This is a genomic window from Salinisphaera sp. SWV1 (assembly GCF_052044155.1).
In the GTDB taxonomy this organism is placed as follows: Bacteria; Pseudomonadota; Gammaproteobacteria; order Nevskiales; family Salinisphaeraceae; genus Salinisphaera.
The window spans coordinates 1-16,404 of record NZ_JBQDYE010000004.1 but is presented as its reverse complement, the minus strand read 5'-3'; the positions used below and the strand labels follow the sequence as shown (position 1 = coordinate 16,404).

Annotated in this window: 14 protein-coding genes and 1 tRNA gene; 3 read left to right on the top strand and 12 right to left on the bottom strand. The window is 66.1% G+C overall.

The window, feature by feature from the left end:
- Positions 1–26 precede the first annotated feature (26 nt).
- The 5 genes from ACS8YF_RS02860 to ACS8YF_RS02840 form a co-directional block, all read right to left on the bottom strand.
- Positions 27–2,303 (bottom strand): TonB-dependent siderophore receptor, encoded by a 2,277-nt coding sequence (locus ACS8YF_RS02860; protein ID WP_440848708.1) that lies wholly within the window; start codon positions 2,301–2,303, stop codon positions 27–29.
- Positions 2,304–2,528: 225 nt separating this feature from the next.
- Complete coding sequence (locus tag ACS8YF_RS02855; protein ID WP_440848707.1) at positions 2,529–3,347, bottom strand: thioesterase family protein; 819 nt, start codon at positions 3,345–3,347, stop codon at positions 2,529–2,531.
- Between the two features lie 30 nt (positions 3,348–3,377).
- Positions 3,378–4,073, bottom strand: coding sequence for an HAD hydrolase-like protein (locus tag ACS8YF_RS02850; RefSeq protein ID WP_440848706.1), 696 nt, complete (start codon positions 4,071–4,073; stop codon positions 3,378–3,380).
- A gap of 175 nt (positions 4,074–4,248) precedes the next feature.
- A complete protein-coding gene (locus ACS8YF_RS02845) occupies positions 4,249–5,910 on the bottom strand; it encodes an FAD-binding dehydrogenase (protein ID WP_440848705.1) in 1,662 nt (553 codons plus the stop codon).
- An 88-nt stretch (positions 5,911–5,998) separates the two neighbouring features.
- Positions 5,999–6,997: an alpha/beta fold hydrolase gene (locus tag ACS8YF_RS02840; protein ID WP_440848704.1), complete on the bottom strand. Its 999-nt coding sequence runs from the start codon at positions 6,995–6,997 to the stop codon at positions 5,999–6,001.
- Between the two features lie 199 nt (positions 6,998–7,196).
- On the opposite strand from ACS8YF_RS02840, the gene ACS8YF_RS02835 reads away from it, so the two are divergent.
- Complete coding sequence (locus tag ACS8YF_RS02835; RefSeq protein ID WP_440848703.1) at positions 7,197–8,252, top strand: aldo/keto reductase; 1,056 nt, start codon at positions 7,197–7,199, stop codon at positions 8,250–8,252.
- 82 nt (positions 8,253–8,334) lie between these two features.
- Here ACS8YF_RS02835 and cls read toward each other — a convergent pair whose 3' ends face one another.
- Entirely contained in the window at positions 8,335–9,771 is a 1,437-nt protein-coding gene (cls, locus tag ACS8YF_RS02830) for a cardiolipin synthase (protein WP_440848702.1), read from the bottom strand.
- 75 nt (positions 9,772–9,846) lie between these two features.
- Here cls and ACS8YF_RS02825 point away from each other — a divergent pair, with 75 nt between their 5' ends.
- Positions 9,847–10,668 (top strand): PHP domain-containing protein, encoded by an 822-nt coding sequence (locus tag ACS8YF_RS02825; protein WP_440848701.1) that lies wholly within the window; start codon positions 9,847–9,849, stop codon positions 10,666–10,668.
- Between the two features lie 44 nt (positions 10,669–10,712).
- Here the strand turns inward: ACS8YF_RS02825 and ACS8YF_RS02820 are convergent, their stop codons facing one another.
- From ACS8YF_RS02820 to ACS8YF_RS02805, 4 genes are all read right to left on the bottom strand, one after another.
- On the bottom strand, positions 10,713–11,111 hold the full coding sequence (locus ACS8YF_RS02820) for an ExbD/TolR family protein (protein WP_440848823.1): 399 nt from the start codon (positions 11,109–11,111) through the stop codon (positions 10,713–10,715).
- A 51-nt stretch (positions 11,112–11,162) separates the two neighbouring features.
- Positions 11,163–11,897, bottom strand: a complete 735-nt coding sequence (locus ACS8YF_RS02815; protein WP_440848700.1) for a MotA/TolQ/ExbB proton channel family protein — start codon at positions 11,895–11,897, stop codon at positions 11,163–11,165.
- 38 nt (positions 11,898–11,935) lie between these two features.
- On the bottom strand, positions 11,936–12,727 hold the full coding sequence (locus ACS8YF_RS02810) for an energy transducer TonB (RefSeq protein WP_440848699.1): 792 nt from the start codon (positions 12,725–12,727) through the stop codon (positions 11,936–11,938).
- 351 nt (positions 12,728–13,078) lie between these two features.
- Positions 13,079–13,155: transfer RNA gene (locus ACS8YF_RS02805), tRNA-Pro, on the bottom strand.
- 324 nt (positions 13,156–13,479) lie between these two features.
- Between ACS8YF_RS02805 and folD the strand changes: the two genes are divergently transcribed.
- On the top strand, positions 13,480–14,352 hold the full coding sequence (folD, locus tag ACS8YF_RS02800; RefSeq protein ID WP_440848698.1) for a bifunctional methylenetetrahydrofolate dehydrogenase/methenyltetrahydrofolate cyclohydrolase FolD: 873 nt from the start codon (positions 13,480–13,482) through the stop codon (positions 14,350–14,352).
- 25 nt (positions 14,353–14,377) lie between these two features.
- Here folD and cysS read toward each other — a convergent pair whose 3' ends face one another.
- Entirely contained in the window at positions 14,378–15,772 is a 1,395-nt protein-coding gene (gene cysS, locus ACS8YF_RS02795) for a cysteine--tRNA ligase (protein WP_440848697.1), read from the bottom strand.
- A gap of 190 nt (positions 15,773–15,962) precedes the next feature.
- Positions 15,963–16,404: thiamine-phosphate kinase (locus ACS8YF_RS02790; RefSeq protein ID WP_440848696.1), on the bottom strand; the 442-nt coding region annotated here is incomplete at its 5' end.

Here is a 16,404-nt window from a genome sequence, read left to right as displayed (position 1 = left end):
CCGGCACGCATGCCGGCCCGGCGGGTCTAGAAGCGATAGTCCACGGTTGCCGTCACGTTGCGTTGTTCGCCGAAATAGCAATAGTTCTCGGCAAAGCAGGCGGCGACGTATTTCCTGTCGAACAGATTGTTCGCGTTCACCCGCAGGCTCACGCCGTCGAGCTTGTCCGCCCAGGCGCCGAGGTCGACGCTGACCATGGCGTCCGCGACCGCATAGTCCGGCACCTTCAGATCATTGGCGGCATCGGCATAGCTCTTACCGACATAGCGCCCGCCCAGGCCTGCCGAGACCGATTTCGGGAAGTCGTACTTCACCCAGAGCGAGGCCAGCTGATTGGGCGTACGCACCGGCGTATTCCCTGCCTTGGCGGTCAGCGTCGCGGTATCGATGTCGTTCTGATACCCGATATCGTTGTAGCTGTAGCCGGCGACTACGTGCAGCTTGTCGGTCACATCGGCCTTGGCCGTGAATTCCACGCCCCGGGCCTGGATGTTGCCCACGCCTTCGTAGGTGACTGGCGACACGGTTGTGCGTTGCTGCACATTCTTCTGGGTCAGGTCGTAAAGCGCCAACGTGAACAGCGCGTTGGTGCCCGGCGGCTGATACTTCACGCCGACTTCATATTGATCGCTCTTCTCCGGCTGCGGCACCACACCGTCCACGCTGGTATCGGTGGTCGGATTGAAGGCTTCGCTGTACGACACATAGGGCGAGATCCCCCATTTCGATTCGTACAGCAGCGCCGCGCGGCCGGAGAATGCATCGTCGCTGCGCTCGTCGCGGCCCTGGTTGCTGGCCAGATACGACTGGTACTCACGCCGCAGATAATCCTCCCGTCCGCTGAGCAGTAGATGCCACCGGCGCCAGGCCATCTGGTCCTGCAGATAGACACCGAACTGCTTGAGCTTGCGGTTCATGTCCGAGGTCAACGCGGCGCTGTCGGCCAGCCGCGGGTTGCTCGAATAATCCGGATTGAACGGATCCAGCGAACTCGCGGGCCCACCGTAATTACGGACGCGGTTGAATCGCTGCTGATAACCGAAGCCCGCCAGCACCTGATGCTTCACGCTGCCGGTCGCGAACGTGATCTCGGCGTTGTTATCGGTCGAAAACGCCTTGAGATGTTCGTTGGCACCCGAGTAGTAACGCGCGAGTTCGGCGCCACTGCCGATGAAGCCATATTGGTAAACCTGGGCCATCTGGGTCTGGAGGTCGGTGTAGCGCGACCTCGAACGCAGTGTCACATGGTCGTTGACGTGCTGCGTGAGCTGGTAGGAAAACATGCGCTGGTCGCGGTTGAATTTCTCGTTGCCCTTGTCCGCGTCGACCCAGGAGGAATCGACCGTGCGACCGAAGCGTTGATTGCTCACGCTCAGGTCATAGGGCACGGCGCCGTGAAATCCACCGGCCGGATCGTGCTGGATATAGGCCTGGAGCAGCAGATCGGTGTCCTCGGACAGCTTCAGGTCGACCTCCGGCATGATCGCGTAGTGCTCGCGCTTGACCACGTCGTACTGCGTATCCGAGGTATCGGCATGACCGACGATGCGGTAGTTACCCCAGGATTGATCCGGCAGCGCGCCGGTGAAGTCGAGCCCGCCGCCGAAGGTATCGAAGCTGCCACCATAGAACTGGATATGGCGCTCGGTTTCGGCCTGTGGCCGCTTGGTCACGTAATTGACCAGCCCGCCGGGCTGGGCACGCCCGTAGAGCACCGAACTCGGCCCCTTGACCACGTCGACGCGCTCGAGCATGTACGGGTCGATCTGCAGGTTGGAATAACTGCCGCCGTCGCTCATCAAGCGCAGCCCATCCAGAAATGCATTGTCGACATCGCCGCCGGAAAAGCCGCGCAGCGCCGTAACATCCTGGCGGCTGGACGCACCGGCCAGGCCGGTGAACACCCCGGGCGTGTAGCGCAGCGCCTCGTTGATGTCGCGCGAGCCCTGATCGGTGATCTGCTGGCGCGTCACCACATCAACCGTCTGCGGCGTTTCCAGCTGCGGGGTATCGGTCTTGGTCGCGCCGCGCGTGGCGTGCGCCGTATAGCCCTCAGTCGGGCCTTCGACGCCGCGGTAGCGCCCCTCGACGCTGATCGTCTCGAGCCGGGTCGAACCAGCCGCCACCGGTATCCTGCCGCCGTGGTCGCCGCCCGCCGCCGCCTTTGTATCGCGCTCGCCGCTATCGGCCTGGTCCTTCGTTGCCGCGGCGGCGGGCAGCAGGCCCAGCGCGCCGCTCAGCGCGATCAGGCTGATCACTCGCCCGCCGATCGTTACCCGACGCCATCCCTGTTGATTGTGCATGTCGCTCCTCGGTCTCCCTGACCCATGGTGTTGTCGTCAATCGTAAGCCGGCGCCATTCGTATCTGCCGGCGTGACAATTGTATTTGCGACTCATTCGCATTTGCAACACCAGTACCATCTGACTGGTGTAATGAAGCCTCCATGCAGCGCAGGAATCGAGGCGCGAGCCCGCCGGACAACGGGCTCGGTCAGGGGCAGCGGCCGGCCGCCGGGTCAGGGGTCGGTCAGGCGAACACTGCCACCGCTTGTCGGCCGACCAGCACGGGTTCGCGCCGACTGTTCCAGATCGTCATGTGCTGGGCCGAGTAGCCGTCGGCAATCTGCTCGGCGTAGGAACGACACAGCCACCAGCCCTGCTCGGTCACCGGACGCTCGGTCAGCAGATCGAACTGCCAGGTGATGGTGCTGACCGGCGCCGGCTTGTGCATACAGGCCATGGCCGCCGGCGGCAACGCATCCGCGAGTGCCACGAGCCCGGTCAGTGAATCACGCATCGCCGCGTCTCGATGGCGCAGCCAGGCACAGAATTGCGGTGTTTCGGCGCCACTGGCCGGGGTCGCGCCGGCGGCCCGGGCGCTATCGAAATGACGTGCGAAGTTCGGCCCGAGATTCCGACCTTCACTGTCTTCGAAGAACAGGCCACCGTCGCGCGCATCGGCCACCGCCGGGGCGGCGACGTCGGCGTGCGCCAGGGCCGATTCACGCGCGGTGCCGAAGCCGAAGGTGGCACGCGCCGCCGCGTTATCGCCGCTGGTCATGTCGGCGGCGACAAAGGCCATGGATTTACCCTGGCGCAGGATACGCGGCTCGATGCGCACACCCGGCCCTGCCGGCCCGACGAAAGCGACCTGCGCGGACCGCAGCGGCGCCAGATCGCCAACCGCCGCGTCGACGGCGGCCAGACAGAGCGCCGCCGACAGGCCGCCATAGATCGCCCGCCCCTGCAGCCAATCGTCGGGAATGTCGATGTGCCAGGCGTTGCCGGCGGGCTGAAGATGCGACAACAGAACAGAGAGCGGCGTGCGCCCCGAGGTATCGGTCATGATGCGGCTCGTTGGAAATTCCGCGTCAGGTTAGCGCAATACGCCACCGTATTGTTGCGTGTGCACCGATGCCGCCGGCTCAGCCAACAGACAGCGTGCGATGTCGTTCGGCGAGTCGAAGAGGTGATCGGGCTGGGCGTCGAGCAGTTCCTGCCGGTCACCGTAGCCGTAGCTGACCGCGGCAGCCGGCACGCCGTTGTGGCGCGCGCCCAGCACGTCGAAGCGGCGGTCGCCGATCATGAGCGTTTCTTCCGGGCGCAGGCCTTCCTCGCGTAGCACGTGCGCGATCAAAACCGATTTTTCGGTACGCTTGCCGTCGAGCTCGCTGCCATAGACCTTGCCGAAATACCCGTCGAGCCCGAAATGCGCGACGATCTGCCGGGCATAAAACCAGGGCTTGGAGGTGGCCACGAACAACTGCCGGCCGCTGGCACGAAGCTGCCCGAGCACATCCACGATGCCGGGGTAAAGGCTGTTCTCGTACATGCCGACATCGCCGAAGCGCACGCGATAATCCTCGACCGCGCGGCCAGCCTCGGCATCCGACAGGCCATAGTGTTCGCAAAAGGCGGCCTTGAGCGGCGGCCCGATGAACCCCGCCAGGTGACGCCGGTCGGCGACCTCGATGCCCTGGCACGACAATGCGTATTCGACACACCGCGTGATGCCTTCATAGGGATCGGTCAGGGTACCGTCGAGATCGAATAGCACGGTCGTGTATCGCATGGCTGACCTGTCGAACCACCTGCCGGCGATCGTCTCGCCATCGCCGGTCGTTGTCTCGTTGTCCTGTAACGCGTACAAGCAAGAATCCAGCCGTTAGTGGCCACCGCCGCATTCTCGATCACACACTGAGCTTATCCAAAAAGCGCGCCGGTTGACGACGAGCATTCGCCCGTGCTCACAGTTGCGCGGCCGCGTGACGCCCGGCACGGCGTCCCGAGAACAGGCAGCCGCCCAGAAACGTGCCCTCCAGCGCGTTGTAGCCATGATACCCGCCGCCGCCGAAACCGGCGGCTTCGCCCACGCCGTACAGGCCGGGGACGGGCTCTCCGCGGTGATCGAGCACCCGGCCGTCGATGTCGGTATGCAGACCGCCGAGGGTCTTGCGTGTGAGGATGTGCAGTCGCACCGCGATCAGCGGCCCATGCGCAGGGTCGAGCAGCCGATGCGGCCGGGCCACGCGGAACAGGCGATCGCCCCGATAACGACGCGCGCCGTGAATCGCGGTGATCTGGGCGTCCTTGGCAAATGGATTGGCCATCTGGCGATCGCGCGCGACGATCGTGGCCCGCAGCGCATCGGCATCGATGAGCGCGTTGCCGGCCACGCGATTCATGCCGGCCGCCAGTGCCGCGACATCCGGGGCCACCACGAAATCCGCCCCTTGGGTCTTGAATGCCTCCACCGGCGGCGGCGCGCCGCGCGATAGCCGCGAGCGCAGCACCGCGCGCCACGATTGCGCGGTCATATCCGGATTCTGTTCCGAGCCGGACAAGGCGAACTCTTTCTCGATGATCGATTGATCGAGCACGAACCAGGAATAATCATGGCCGGTGGCCAGGATCGCACGCAGCGTGGTCAGCGTGTCGAAACCCGGCAGGCACGGCGCCGGCAGGCGTTGCCCGGTGGCATCGAGCCACAGCGACGAGGGCCCGGGAATGATGCGAATGCCGTGGGCCGGCCAGATCGGATTCCAGTTGGCCACGCCCTCGGTGTAATGCCACATGCGGTCGGCATTGATGATCGCCGCCCCGGCGTCGGCGGCGGCGATATCCAGCATGCGGCCATCGACATGGTGCGGCACGCCCGAGAGCATGTGCGCCGGCGGCGGGCCTAGCCGCGCCACCGGCCAGTTCGCGCGCACCTTGTCGTGATCGCCGCCGATGCCGCCCGCGGCGATGATGACGACTTCGGCCATGTACTCGAACACGTCCACCGCATCGCGTGCCGACCGCTCGCCCCGCGCGACCGTGCTCGGGGCGAGCACCGCGCCGCTCGCCCCGATCACCCGGCCGCCGGTGGTGAGCAGGCGGTCGACTCGATGCCGGCAATCGAGCGTGATGCGCCCGGCCCGCCTGTGTGCCTGCAAGCGCCGCAGAAACGGGGCCAGCACACCCGGGCCCGTGCCCCAGGTGATATGAAAACGCGGCACCGAATTGCCGTGGCCTTGCGCCGTGCCGCCGCCCCGCTCGGCCCAGCCGACCACCGGAAACCAGCGCATGCCCAGACCATACAGCCATTCGCGCATGCCGCCGGCCGCGAATTCGACGAACGCTTCGGCAGTGCGCCGGGGCCAGTGATCCTCCGGCCGGTCGAAGCCGGCCGAGCCGAGCCAGTCCTGCCAGGCCAGTTCGGCCGAGTCGGTAATGCGCATGCGACGCTGCTCGGGCGTATCCACGAGGAACAGCCCGCCGAGCGACCAGTGAGCCTGGCCGCCGATCGAATTCTCGCCCTCCTGCTCGAAAATACGCACCGAACGCCCCGCATCGGCCAGTTCGACTGCGGCTACGAGCCCGGCCAGGCCCGCGCCGATGACCAGCGCATCGCTTCGATCTGTCATGGTCCGCTCCGAGGTACTGGGGCGGCCGCCCCAGTGCCCTATTCAATGATCGATGACGCTTCGAACATAATGCAGCGGGCGCATCACGTCATTGATCCACGCCCGGATCGAGCAGCCAGTCGGCGACACGCGTCCAGCTGCGCCGAGCCATTAACGCGCCACAGCCGGCATGCTGTGGATCGCCATGGGTCCATTCACATGTCACCCGGTCGCTGCCGACCACGGTCGCCAGCCGCTCGCCACACACCGGCGAGCAGACCGGATGATCGGCATCGGCAATGAACAGGATCGGCGCGCGCACGCTCGCCAGCCCGGCGCCCGGCCTGGCCATGGGCAGCCGCCCGGCGGCCAGCGTGTTATCGGTCCAGAGATGATCGATGACATCGGCGACCACCCCGCCGGGGTACGCCCGCGAGCGCAGGGCATCGTCGTCCGGCGGCTGGGCCGGGCCGAGCACCGCCTGGCGGGCGATCGACTGTAGCCAGCTCGGCACATGCAGCGCGGCAACCGGCAGGTGGCTGGCCCGCAGGCCGGCCAGACGTCGCCAGCGTCCGGCGCGCTGGCGCAGCCGGCCCCGCACCCGGCCCGCCGCCGGGCACGCGGCGTAATCGATGCAGGTATCGAGCAGCACCAGGCCGGCCAGGTCATCGGCCGGGCTGACCGCGGCATAGCACAACGCCAGTAACCCGCCGAGCCGCCAGCCGTGCAGGGCCAGGCGTTGCCGCCCGCTGTGGAAACGCACCCGGTTGAGCATTTCCGGCAACAACGCGGCGAAGTAGTCGGTCAGGTGGCGTCGGTCATCGGCGCGCGTCGGCCAACCCCAGTCGATCATGTAGAGATCGAAACCGCGCGCCGAGAGATAGGCCACCAGGCTGTGCTGGTTGCGCCGGTCATAGATCTGGATATCGGCGGCCAGCGGCGGGATCAGCACCACCGGCGTTCGCGGCGCCGGCCCGGCCTCGGGCGCGCCGGCGGGCGCGTAATAGCGCACCGACACACCGGCACGACGGTGGATGATCTCGAATTCGGCCGCGCCCGGCATGTACCGGGACCGGCGACCGGGTCGGCGTCGTACCCTGCTGTTCATGGCATGGCGGCCCGGCTCCGGATAACGGGCACGGCGTCGCGCGATGGCAGGCACACAGGCATGGCGTCCGCCTCGTGGAATGAACTCTGTAATTGCATGATAGCCGACCCACGGCGGCGCTCGCCTGCGAACCGTGCATGTTGAACTTCAACCCCAGGTATGTTCATCCTTTGGGCCACCAATCACAATGGAGCGATCAATGGAATATCGCCAACTCGGCAATTCCGGCCTCAGGGTGTCCAAGCTGACACTGGGCACGATGACGTTCGGCGGCGAAGGCCACATGGCCAAGGTCGGCAACACGGACGTCTCCGGCGCCCGCACCATGGTCGACAAGGCATTGGATGCCGGGGTCAACTTCTTCGATACCGCCAACATGTATTCCGGCGGCGCGTCGGAGGAGATTCTGGGCCAGGCGCTGGGCGACAAGCGCCACGACGTACTCATTGCCACCAAGGTGCGTTTTCCCATGGGCGATGGCGTCAACGATCGCGGCCTGTCGCGCGTTCATATCCGCCAGCAGATCGAGGCCAGCCTGAAGCGGCTGGGCACGGAGCACATCGACCTGCACCAGATGCACCAGTGGGACGGCATCACGCCGCTCGAGGAAACCCTCGAGACCTTCGATACGCTGGTACGCCAGGGCAAGATCCGCTACTACGGCATCTCGAACTTCTCCGCCTGGCACGCCATGAAGGTGCAGGCGATCTGCGAGCGCGAAGGCTTCATCAAGCCGATCAGCCAACAGATCCACTACACCGCCCAGGCGCGCGAGGCCGAATACGAACTGATGCCGGCGGCCGTGGATTCCGGCCTGGGCACCATGATCTGGAGCCCGCTCGCCGGTGGCCTGTTGTCGGGCAAGTACCGGCGCGACGCGGAAAAACCCGAAGGCACGCGGTTCTCCGAGGGCTGGGAAGAACCGCCGATCACGGATGAAACACGGCTGTTCGACATCATCGAAACGCTGGTCGAGATCGGCGACGCCCACGGCGTGTCCGCGGCCCAGGTGGCGCTGGCCTGGATTCTCACCCGGCCCGGCGTCACCACGGCCGTGATCGGCGCGCGCAAGGAACATCAGCTGGACGACAACCTCGCCGCCGCGAATCTCGAACTGAGCGATGCCGAGATCGCCCGGATCGAGAAAATCAGCCGCCCGGTCCTGTTGTATCCCTATTGGCACCAGCGCAAGACCGCCAGCGACCGGCTCGGCCCGGCCGACCAGGTGCTGCACGCCAACTTCGCCGACGACTGAGCGGCGGCACCGCTTGCCGACGAACAAGCCGTCGCTCCCCGCGACGGCTTTTTTTCGCCGGGCGTCGATCCGGGGCAGACGATCACAGCACCGGGCCGAGCATCGCCAGCGCGTTGCGCCACGCGCGCCGCGGCGCCGAGATGTTGTTCAGTTCAGTTCGCGTGATGGCGTGCGCGGCCGCGATGAAACGCGCCTGGCGCGCACGGATCGCGGCGGTGACGTCGCGCGACTGCAGCAGCACGTTGTTTTCGTAATTGAGATCGAAACTGCGCCGATCGAGATTGGTCGAACCGATCAACGTCAGATCGTCGTCGACGGTGAGCGTCTTGGCGTGCAACAAACCCGGCTCGTATTCAAAGATCCGTACGCCCGCGACCAGCAATTCCTGATAGTAGCTGCGGCTGGCTGCGGCGACGATGCGCGAATCGTTGCGCGCCGGGAATACCATGCGCACATCGACACCCCGGTAGGCCGCCGAGCAAAGCGCCAGCCGCAGTGCGTCGTCCGGCACGAAATACGGGGTCGTAATAGTGAGTTGACGGCGCGCGGCGTACAGCAAGGCACAGATCAATTCCGGCGCCGCGGAATAACGCCCGGTCGGCCCGGTGCCGATCGCCTGCGCGACGATGTCGCCCTGGCCCGCCGGCACCGGCTCGTGCAGGCAGTCCCGGCAATCCTCGCCGGCATAGGTCATCCAGTCGGCCACGAACAGATACTGGTTCTGACGTGCAATCGGCCCGGCCAGCCGGATCACCGCATCGACCCATGGCGCATACTTCGCCTTGATCGCGAACGCGGCATCGGCACAGTTCTGGCTCCCGGCGTAGGTGATCACGTTGTCGATCACCACGATCTTGCGGTGATTGCGAAGATCCACGCGGCCGACGAACACATGCAGCGCCGGGTTGCCGACCGGCAGTGCCACCGCGGTATGCGCGCCGGCCGCGCGCATCGCCGCCCAGTACCGGGACTTGATCAATCCGCGCGAGCCCACCGCATCGACCATAACCCGGCAGGTAATACCGCGAGCGGCCGCGCGTTCGATGGCGGACACCACCCGCAGGCCGTTGCGATCGGTCAGCCAGATATAGAACAACAGATGGACATGGTGCTCGGCGGCGTCGATATCCGCGACCAGCGCGTCGATGGTGGCATCCGCCCCGTCGGGGAAATCGAACCGGTTTCCGCCGCATGGCCCGAAGCCGTTGATCGACGACGCCATGGCGAATAGCGGCGTGGCGCGCGCGTCGACGGCGGCCGGCGGCGTGACCGATGCTGGCGGCGGCAGCTGTGCCAGCACCGCGTGCATTCGTTGCGTATAGCGCCGGCCGATGCTGGTTTCACCGAACAGCAGATAGACGATGATGCCGACCACCGGCAATGCGATCAGCACCACCAGCCAGGCCACACGCGCCGCCGGATCGCGATAGGGCTTGAGCAGCACGCGCGCGATCAGGGCGAGCTCGATCGCCAGGTGAATGATCAATGCCCACAAGGGCAGAATCCCGAGATCGGTCATGCAGCCTGCTCCCTCGGCCTCTATGCTGGTGCAACGGCGCTCCACGATAGCGCGCAACGACTTCCGGCGTGACCCATGATCGACCTGCACACCCATTCCACGGCCTCGGACGGCCAGCTCGACCCGAGCGCGCTGGTGGCGCGGGCCGCAGCCCGCGGCGTGCAACGCCTGGCGTTGACCGACCACGACACGACCGCCGGCATCGACGAAGCACAGCGGGCGGCGGCCGGTCACGGCATGCAACTGGTCGCCGGCGCGGAAATATCGGCGAGCTGGGAGCAGCGCACGCTGCACATCGTCGGCCTGGGGCTGGATATCGCGCAGCCGACGCTGGTCGCCGGACTGAGCCGCCAGCAAGCCGAACGCGACACACGCGCTGCATGCATCGGCGAGCGGCTGGCACGCATTGGCCTGGAAGACGGCGGCGCCCGCGCCCGCTCAGCCGCCGACGGCGGCCAGATCACGCGCTCGCATTTCGCCGATCTGCTGGTCGCCGACGGACTCGTGCGCAATCGCCAGGATGCGTTCAAACGCTACCTGCGCCCCGGCCGGCCGGGCTACCGGCGCACGGTGTGGGCCGGGCTCGCCGACGTCATCGGCTGGATTCACGCCGCCGGCGGCACAGCGGTGCTCGCCCACCCGTTCGGCTACGGGTTTTCCGGCGCCTGGCGGCGGCGCATGGTAGCGGCCTTCGCGGGCGCCGGCGGCGACGCGATCGAGATCTGTACCGGCGTCAGTACGGTCGAACAGGAAAGCCAATCGGCCCGGGATGCACGCCGACATGCCCTCGCCGGCTCGATCGGCTCGGATTTTCATTCACCCGAGCAGTTCTGGCTGGATGTGGGCCGGGTCCGCCCCTTGCCGCCCCATGTGACGCTGGCGCCACATCCGGCATGAGGGGCGGCCGATGCCAGCCAGCCGCGTGTTCATCGCATCACGGGCTATGGCTTCGACAGGACCGCGATTTTCTGGATGCCGGACGCCTGCAGTGCCGCCATCACCTTGCCGACCTTGCCATAGGCCACGTCCTTGTCTGCCTGCAGCTGGGCTGCGCGGTGGGGCGTCTTCTGATGAATCTGCGCCAGGCGCTGCTTGAGCTCGTTCAGCGAGAGCTCCTCCTTGTCGATGAAATAATGGCCGTCGCTATCCACGCTCAACACGATCGGCTGCTTGGCATCCGGTGGCGCCACGCTGTCCGTCTTCGGCAGGTTGACATGTACCGCGGTAGTCACCGCCGATGCCGTGACGATGAACATCACCAGCAGCACGAGCATCACGTCGACCAACGGCGTGACATTCATTTCGCTGAGAACTTCGTCGTCGTCTCCACCACCTGACATGGCCATGATTGCTACTCCGTAATCTTGAACAGGATGAACGGGGCCAACGCATCAAGCGGTAGCATGCGTTTTCTGGCCGACCGTCGCGGCGTCCTTGAGATCGCTCTGACGGGTTATCTGCGCGCCGCCGGACTGAAACCCGCTCTGCTGGCACAGCGCATAGAAATCGTGCGCGAAGTCGTTCATGGAATGCACACCGGCTTTCAGTCGGCGCACCAGCAAGTTGTAGATCAACACCGCCGGCACCGCCACGGCAATACCCATGCCGGTGGCGATCAACGCATGACCAACCGGACCGGCCACGGCCTGCAGACCAGTGGAGCCGGTTTCGCCGATACTCACCAACGCGCCCATGATGCCCCAGACCGTACCGAACAGGCCGATGAACGGGGCGGTACTGCCAAAGCTGGCCAGTACGGCGAGCCCGCCTTCGAGCGAACGCCGCTCGCGTTCGATCTGCTGCCGCAACGCGCGTTCGAGGCGCTCGCCGCGGTCGATCTGATGCGCCAGGTCCCGGTTGCCGGGGGCGATGTCGCGCCCGGTGATCACGGCGAAACCGGCCCTGGCGATATCGGCCATCGGGCCGATCGAATTATCCACGACCGACTCCCCCTGTTCGATGCTGTCGGCGGACCAGAAATTCTTCTGGAAGCGCTTGTTCAGCGCCCCGGCGCGGCCGAACTGAACGAGTTTGATCACCAGCAGCGCCCAGGTAATGACCGACAGGACGATCAGGCACCACAGAACGGCCGGCACCACGAATGGCGTGAGGTTGCTGCTCAGCATAGTAGGTCTCTCTCCTTGAAAATTATGCGATCGCCCGGTCAGTCCGGGAGATTGAACGATATGGTCTGCAGCGCGTAGCCGGGAATGGGCGTATCGCCCCGTTTGGCGGGTTTGAAGCGCCACTTCTTGACCGTCTCCACCGCGGCCTGGTCGAGATCGCTGTAGCCGCTCGACTTGATCACCGTGACCTTGCCGGCCCGGCCATTCGGCTCGACCAGGATCTTGAGCTTCACGTCACCCTCCTCGTGGCGCCGCAGCGCCCGCGCCGGGTAGTGCGGCGGCGGATTGCCGAGGCTTTGCAGCCCGGAAACGGCCGGCGTGACCTTGTTCGCGTTCGAACTCGCTTGCGGGCTCGGCTTCGGCGCCGGCTTGGGCGCGGGTTGCGGCTTGGGCGCGGGCTTGGGCGCGGGCTTCGGCTTGGGTTTCGGTTTCGGCTTCGGCTTGGGTTTTGGTTTCGGCTTTGGTTTTGGCTTTGGTTTTGGTTTTGGTTTGGGCTTCGGCTTTGGCTTCGGCTTTGGCTTCGGCTTTGGCTTCGGCTTTGGTTTGGGCTTTGGTTTGGGCTTCTTCTTGGGCGGCATCACCGCGTGCGTATCGATCACCGGCACCTTCTTTACCGGCTGCGGTTTCGCCAGCGTCACCTCAATCGGCGGCGGGGTCTGCTGCATCTTCATCGGTTTGGGCTGCTGGATCGGCGAGTGCTGATAAAGCCGCCACAGACCGAAATGCACCAGCGCCGAAAGCACGACGATGCCGGCGATTTCGAAAGTAGTCAGGCGCCCCCGTCGGGGTTTGATCGGCTTGTTGCCGTGCTTGTCGGAACCATCCGTCATCACGTGGTCGTCGTCTCTTGATCAATGACACCGGCATCGAACCGCTGGACGATGCACGAATATTCTGTACGCCGGTTAGCAACATGCGTGCCAGACATTGCGCCACGCGGTGCCAGCAGACGCCTGAACCTGCTGGCACGCCGCCCTGGCCGGGCGGTGCAATGCACAAACGCACGCTAACGATCTGCTCAGCTTGGCGGGCGTTCAATACAATATCTTTACGGACCCGCGTATAAACCATCGCCCGGCCTCGGTCGACAGGCGAGGACGACAGCGGGTGCGCACGCAGGAGGCACGGCGGCACGGGCCTGGCGTGAGCAAGGCGGGCCGTTCCGGCAGAAGGTGAGGGGATGGTCGGGACAGCAGGATTCGAACCTGCGACCTTCTGCTCCCAAAGCAGACGCGCTACCAGGCTGCGCTATGCCCCGATCCAAGTCACCGAGTTTAACCCGTTGCAGCATCCGACACCATAATTTGCGATGCGCGAGCCGTCGTTGTCGCGCGCTCCCGGGAGCGCGCCATGCCAGCCGCCGGTCGAGCGCCGCCCAGACGAACGACAATCCGTATAGCCCAATCCTTCATTGCATCGACTCGCGGCTGCGTCCCATTCGCATCTTGCAGATACTTGCGCCCTGTGTCCATCCCCGCCGCCTCATCCGGGCGGCGCGGCCCTGCATCCACGGCGAATTGTCGGGGGGTGCCGGCCGTGCGAAAATCCGCGCATCATTTGCTCCCTGCAGCAGCGCGCGTTCATGTCGGCTCGATTGATCGATGGCAAAAAACTCGCTTCGGCGTACCGCGCCGATGTCCGCAAGGCCGTCGAGACACGTCGGGCCGCCGGGCAACGCGCCCCCGGTCTGGCGGTGATTCTCGTCGGCGACGACGCGGCGTCCCGGGTTTATGTCGGCAAGAAGGTCAAGGCTTGCGAAAAGGCAGGCCTGGTCTCGCGCGCGGTGTACCCGAGTGCCGACATCAGCGAGGCCGAACTGCTCGGCCTGATCGACGACTTCAACAGCGACGACACTATCGACGGCATCCTGGTGCAGTTGCCGCTACCCGCGCATATCAGCGCCAGCGCCGTGATCGAACGTATCCGCCCCGACAAGGACGTCGACGGTTTCCATCCGTACAACGTGGGCCGGCTGGCCCAGCGTGTGCCGCTTCTCAGGGCCTGCACGCCGCTGGGCATCATTCGTTTGCTGGAATCCATCGACGAACCCTTCCGCGGCCGCCAGGCGGTCGTGGTCGGCGCCTCCAACATCGTCGGCCGCCCGATGGCGCTTGAGTTTCTGCTCAAGGGGGCCACGACAACGGTCTGTCATCGCTTCACCCGCGACCTCGCCCGCGAGGTCGGTCAGGCGGAGATCCTGGTCGTGGGTGTGGGCAAGCCCGGATTGGTCCAGGGCGAATGGATACGCGAAGGGGCGACCGTGATCGATGTCGGCATGAACCGGCTGGATTCCGGCAAGCTGGTGGGCGACGTGGCGTTCGACACCGCCGCCGAACGCGCGGCCTGGATCACGCCGGTACCCGGCGGCGTCGGCCCCATGACCGTGGCCATGCTGATCAGCAACACCCTGCGCGCAGCCGAAATGCGCGCAGCCGCCGAGGCCGATCCGGGCTGATCGGGCCGTCTCCGGCAGCGAGGCCTCAACCGCGCCGCCATTTGGTGCCCTCGACAGAATCCTCGAGCACGATACCGGCCGCTGTCAGCTCGTCGCGAATGCGGTCGGCGGTGGCGAAATCCCGGGCCGCTCGCGCGTCGCGCCGCTGCGCGAGCATCGATTCAACGGTCTCGGCGGTCAGATTGCTCGCGCCGGCCCCGCCCGCCTGCAGATAGGCATCGGCGTCCTGTTGCAGCAGGCCGATCATGGCACCGAACTCGCGCAGCCCGGCCGCCAGCGCGGCCCGCCGGTCGCTGTCGTGTTCGCCTGCCCGGTTGGCCTCGCGCGCCATGTCGAACAGCACGGCGATAGCGGCCGGCGTATTCAGGTCATCATCCATCGCCTGCAGGAAGCGGGCCCGGTAATCGGCGTTGATTTCGGCGGTCGCGTCACCGTCAGCCGGCGCATCGCGTAGCGTCGTATACAGCCGGGCCAGCGCGGCCGCGGCGCTGTCCATGGCCTCGGCGTTGTAGGCCAGCGGGCTGCGATAATGCGTGGCCAGCACGAAATAACGGACCGACTCGGCGTCGTATTGCTCGAGCACATCGCGCAGGGTCAGGAAATTGCCCAGCGACTTCGACATCTTTTCGTCGTCGACGGTCACGAAACCGTTGTGCATCCACAAGCCGACATAGCGCTGTCCCGTCGCCGCCTCGCTCTGGGCGATTTCGTTCTCGTGATGCGGAAACTGCAGGTCCAGGCCGCCGCCGTGGATATCGAACGAGTCGCCCAGGCAGTGGGTGGACATGGCCGAGCATTCGATATGCCAGCCCGGGCGGCCGGCGCCCCACGGCGAATCCCAGGACGGCTCGCCCGGCTTGGCGGGCTTCCAGAGCACGAAATCGAGCGGGTCGTCCTTGGCCTCGTTCACGGCGATGCGGGCGCCCGAACGCAGCTCGTCCAGCCGCCGGCCGGATAACGCGCCATAACGCTCGAACGTGGAGACATCGTAGTACACCTCGCCGTTGTCGCCGAGGTAGGCCGCGCCGCGCTCGATCAGTCGCTCGATCATGTCGGTGATCGGCCCGATATGGTCGGTCGCCCGCGGTTCGACGTCGGGCGCGATCAGGCCGAGCGCGGCCTCGTCCTCGGCCAGCGCGGTCGCGAACCGTTCGGCCACCGCTTCGGGCGTGGTGCCGCTCTCGGTCGCGCGCCGGATGATCTTGTCGTCGATGTCGGTGATGTTGCGCACGTAGCGCACCTGCCAGCCCCGGGCCCGCAGATAGCGCACGAACATGTCGAACACGACCAGAAAACGGGCATGGCCGAGATGGCAATAATCGTAGACCGTGATACCGCAGACATAGAGCCGGACTTTTCCGGGCTCGAGGGTCTTCAGCGGCTCGCGCTGACGCGTCAGGCTGTTGAACAGTTGCAGCATGGGTCGTGCGGTTGGAATGCGGTCGGCGCACAGTCTACCGCGTCGTCGCCGCGGCGTAATCGCACCCCGGCGGAAAGGGAGCGCCGGCCTGCCTTGCGCGCTCACGGCCGTGCCGGATGCGACGGCGCGCGGGCCTGGCAAGAACGACATGGCCCGGCTTTTGCCCGCCAACGGGGCAGACCGCCGACGCTCAACGCCCGTCGAAGTGGTCCCAGCCGGCGCGCGACAGCGCTTGGGTATCCAGGACGCGGCCCGTCGCGTCGGTCAGCCGCAGGCCGGTGGCGCGCTCGATGCGCCCGATGACAGTCAGCGGACCATTCAACGCGGCCCGCGCCCGCTCGAGGTCGGCCGGGTCGAGTGTCAGGCAGAGTTCGTAATCGTCGCCCCCGGTAGCCTGCAGTTGTCGACGCTGGCGGCTATCCACGATATGGCGGATAAGCGCCGGCGACGCGGGCAGCGCGTCGACGTCGACGCGCGCGCCGACATCGCTCGCGGCCAGGATATGGCCGAGATCCGCCACCAGGCCATCGGAGACATCGATCGCGGCATGCGCCAGGCCACGCAGGCGCATCCCCTCGCGCGGGGTCGGCCGGGTCAGGCGCGCGATCAGCGCCCGCGCGCCGGCGCCGGCC

Bases quoted from the DNA above. Each gene is read 5' to 3' on its own strand.
- ACS8YF_RS02860 (WP_440848708.1), bottom strand. From the start codon at position 2,303: ATGCACAATCAACAGGGATGGCGTCGGGTAACGATCGGCGGGCGAGTG.
- ACS8YF_RS02855 (WP_440848707.1), bottom strand. From the start codon at position 3,347: ATGACCGATACCTCGGGGCGCACGCCGCTCTCTGTTCTGTTGTCGCAT.
- ACS8YF_RS02850 (WP_440848706.1), bottom strand. From the start codon at position 4,073: ATGCGATACACGACCGTGCTATTCGATCTCGACGGTACCCTGACCGAT.
- ACS8YF_RS02845 (WP_440848705.1), bottom strand. From the start codon at position 5,910: ATGACAGATCGAAGCGATGCGCTGGTCATCGGCGCGGGCCTGGCCGGG.
- ACS8YF_RS02840 (WP_440848704.1), bottom strand. From the start codon at position 6,997: ATGAACAGCAGGGTACGACGCCGACCCGGTCGCCGGTCCCGGTACATG.
- ACS8YF_RS02835 (WP_440848703.1), top strand. From the start codon at position 7,197: ATGGAATATCGCCAACTCGGCAATTCCGGCCTCAGGGTGTCCAAGCTG.
- cls (WP_440848702.1), bottom strand. From the start codon at position 9,771: ATGACCGATCTCGGGATTCTGCCCTTGTGGGCATTGATCATTCACCTG.
- ACS8YF_RS02825 (WP_440848701.1), top strand. From the start codon at position 9,847: ATGATCGACCTGCACACCCATTCCACGGCCTCGGACGGCCAGCTCGAC.
- ACS8YF_RS02820 (WP_440848823.1), bottom strand. From the start codon at position 11,111: ATGTCAGGTGGTGGAGACGACGACGAAGTTCTCAGCGAAATGAATGTC.
- ACS8YF_RS02815 (WP_440848700.1), bottom strand. From the start codon at position 11,897: ATGCTGAGCAGCAACCTCACGCCATTCGTGGTGCCGGCCGTTCTGTGG.
- ACS8YF_RS02810 (WP_440848699.1), bottom strand. From the start codon at position 12,727: ATGACGGATGGTTCCGACAAGCACGGCAACAAGCCGATCAAACCCCGA.
- folD (WP_440848698.1), top strand. From the start codon at position 13,480: ATGTCGGCTCGATTGATCGATGGCAAAAAACTCGCTTCGGCGTACCGC.
- cysS (WP_440848697.1), bottom strand. From the start codon at position 15,772: ATGCTGCAACTGTTCAACAGCCTGACGCGTCAGCGCGAGCCGCTGAAG.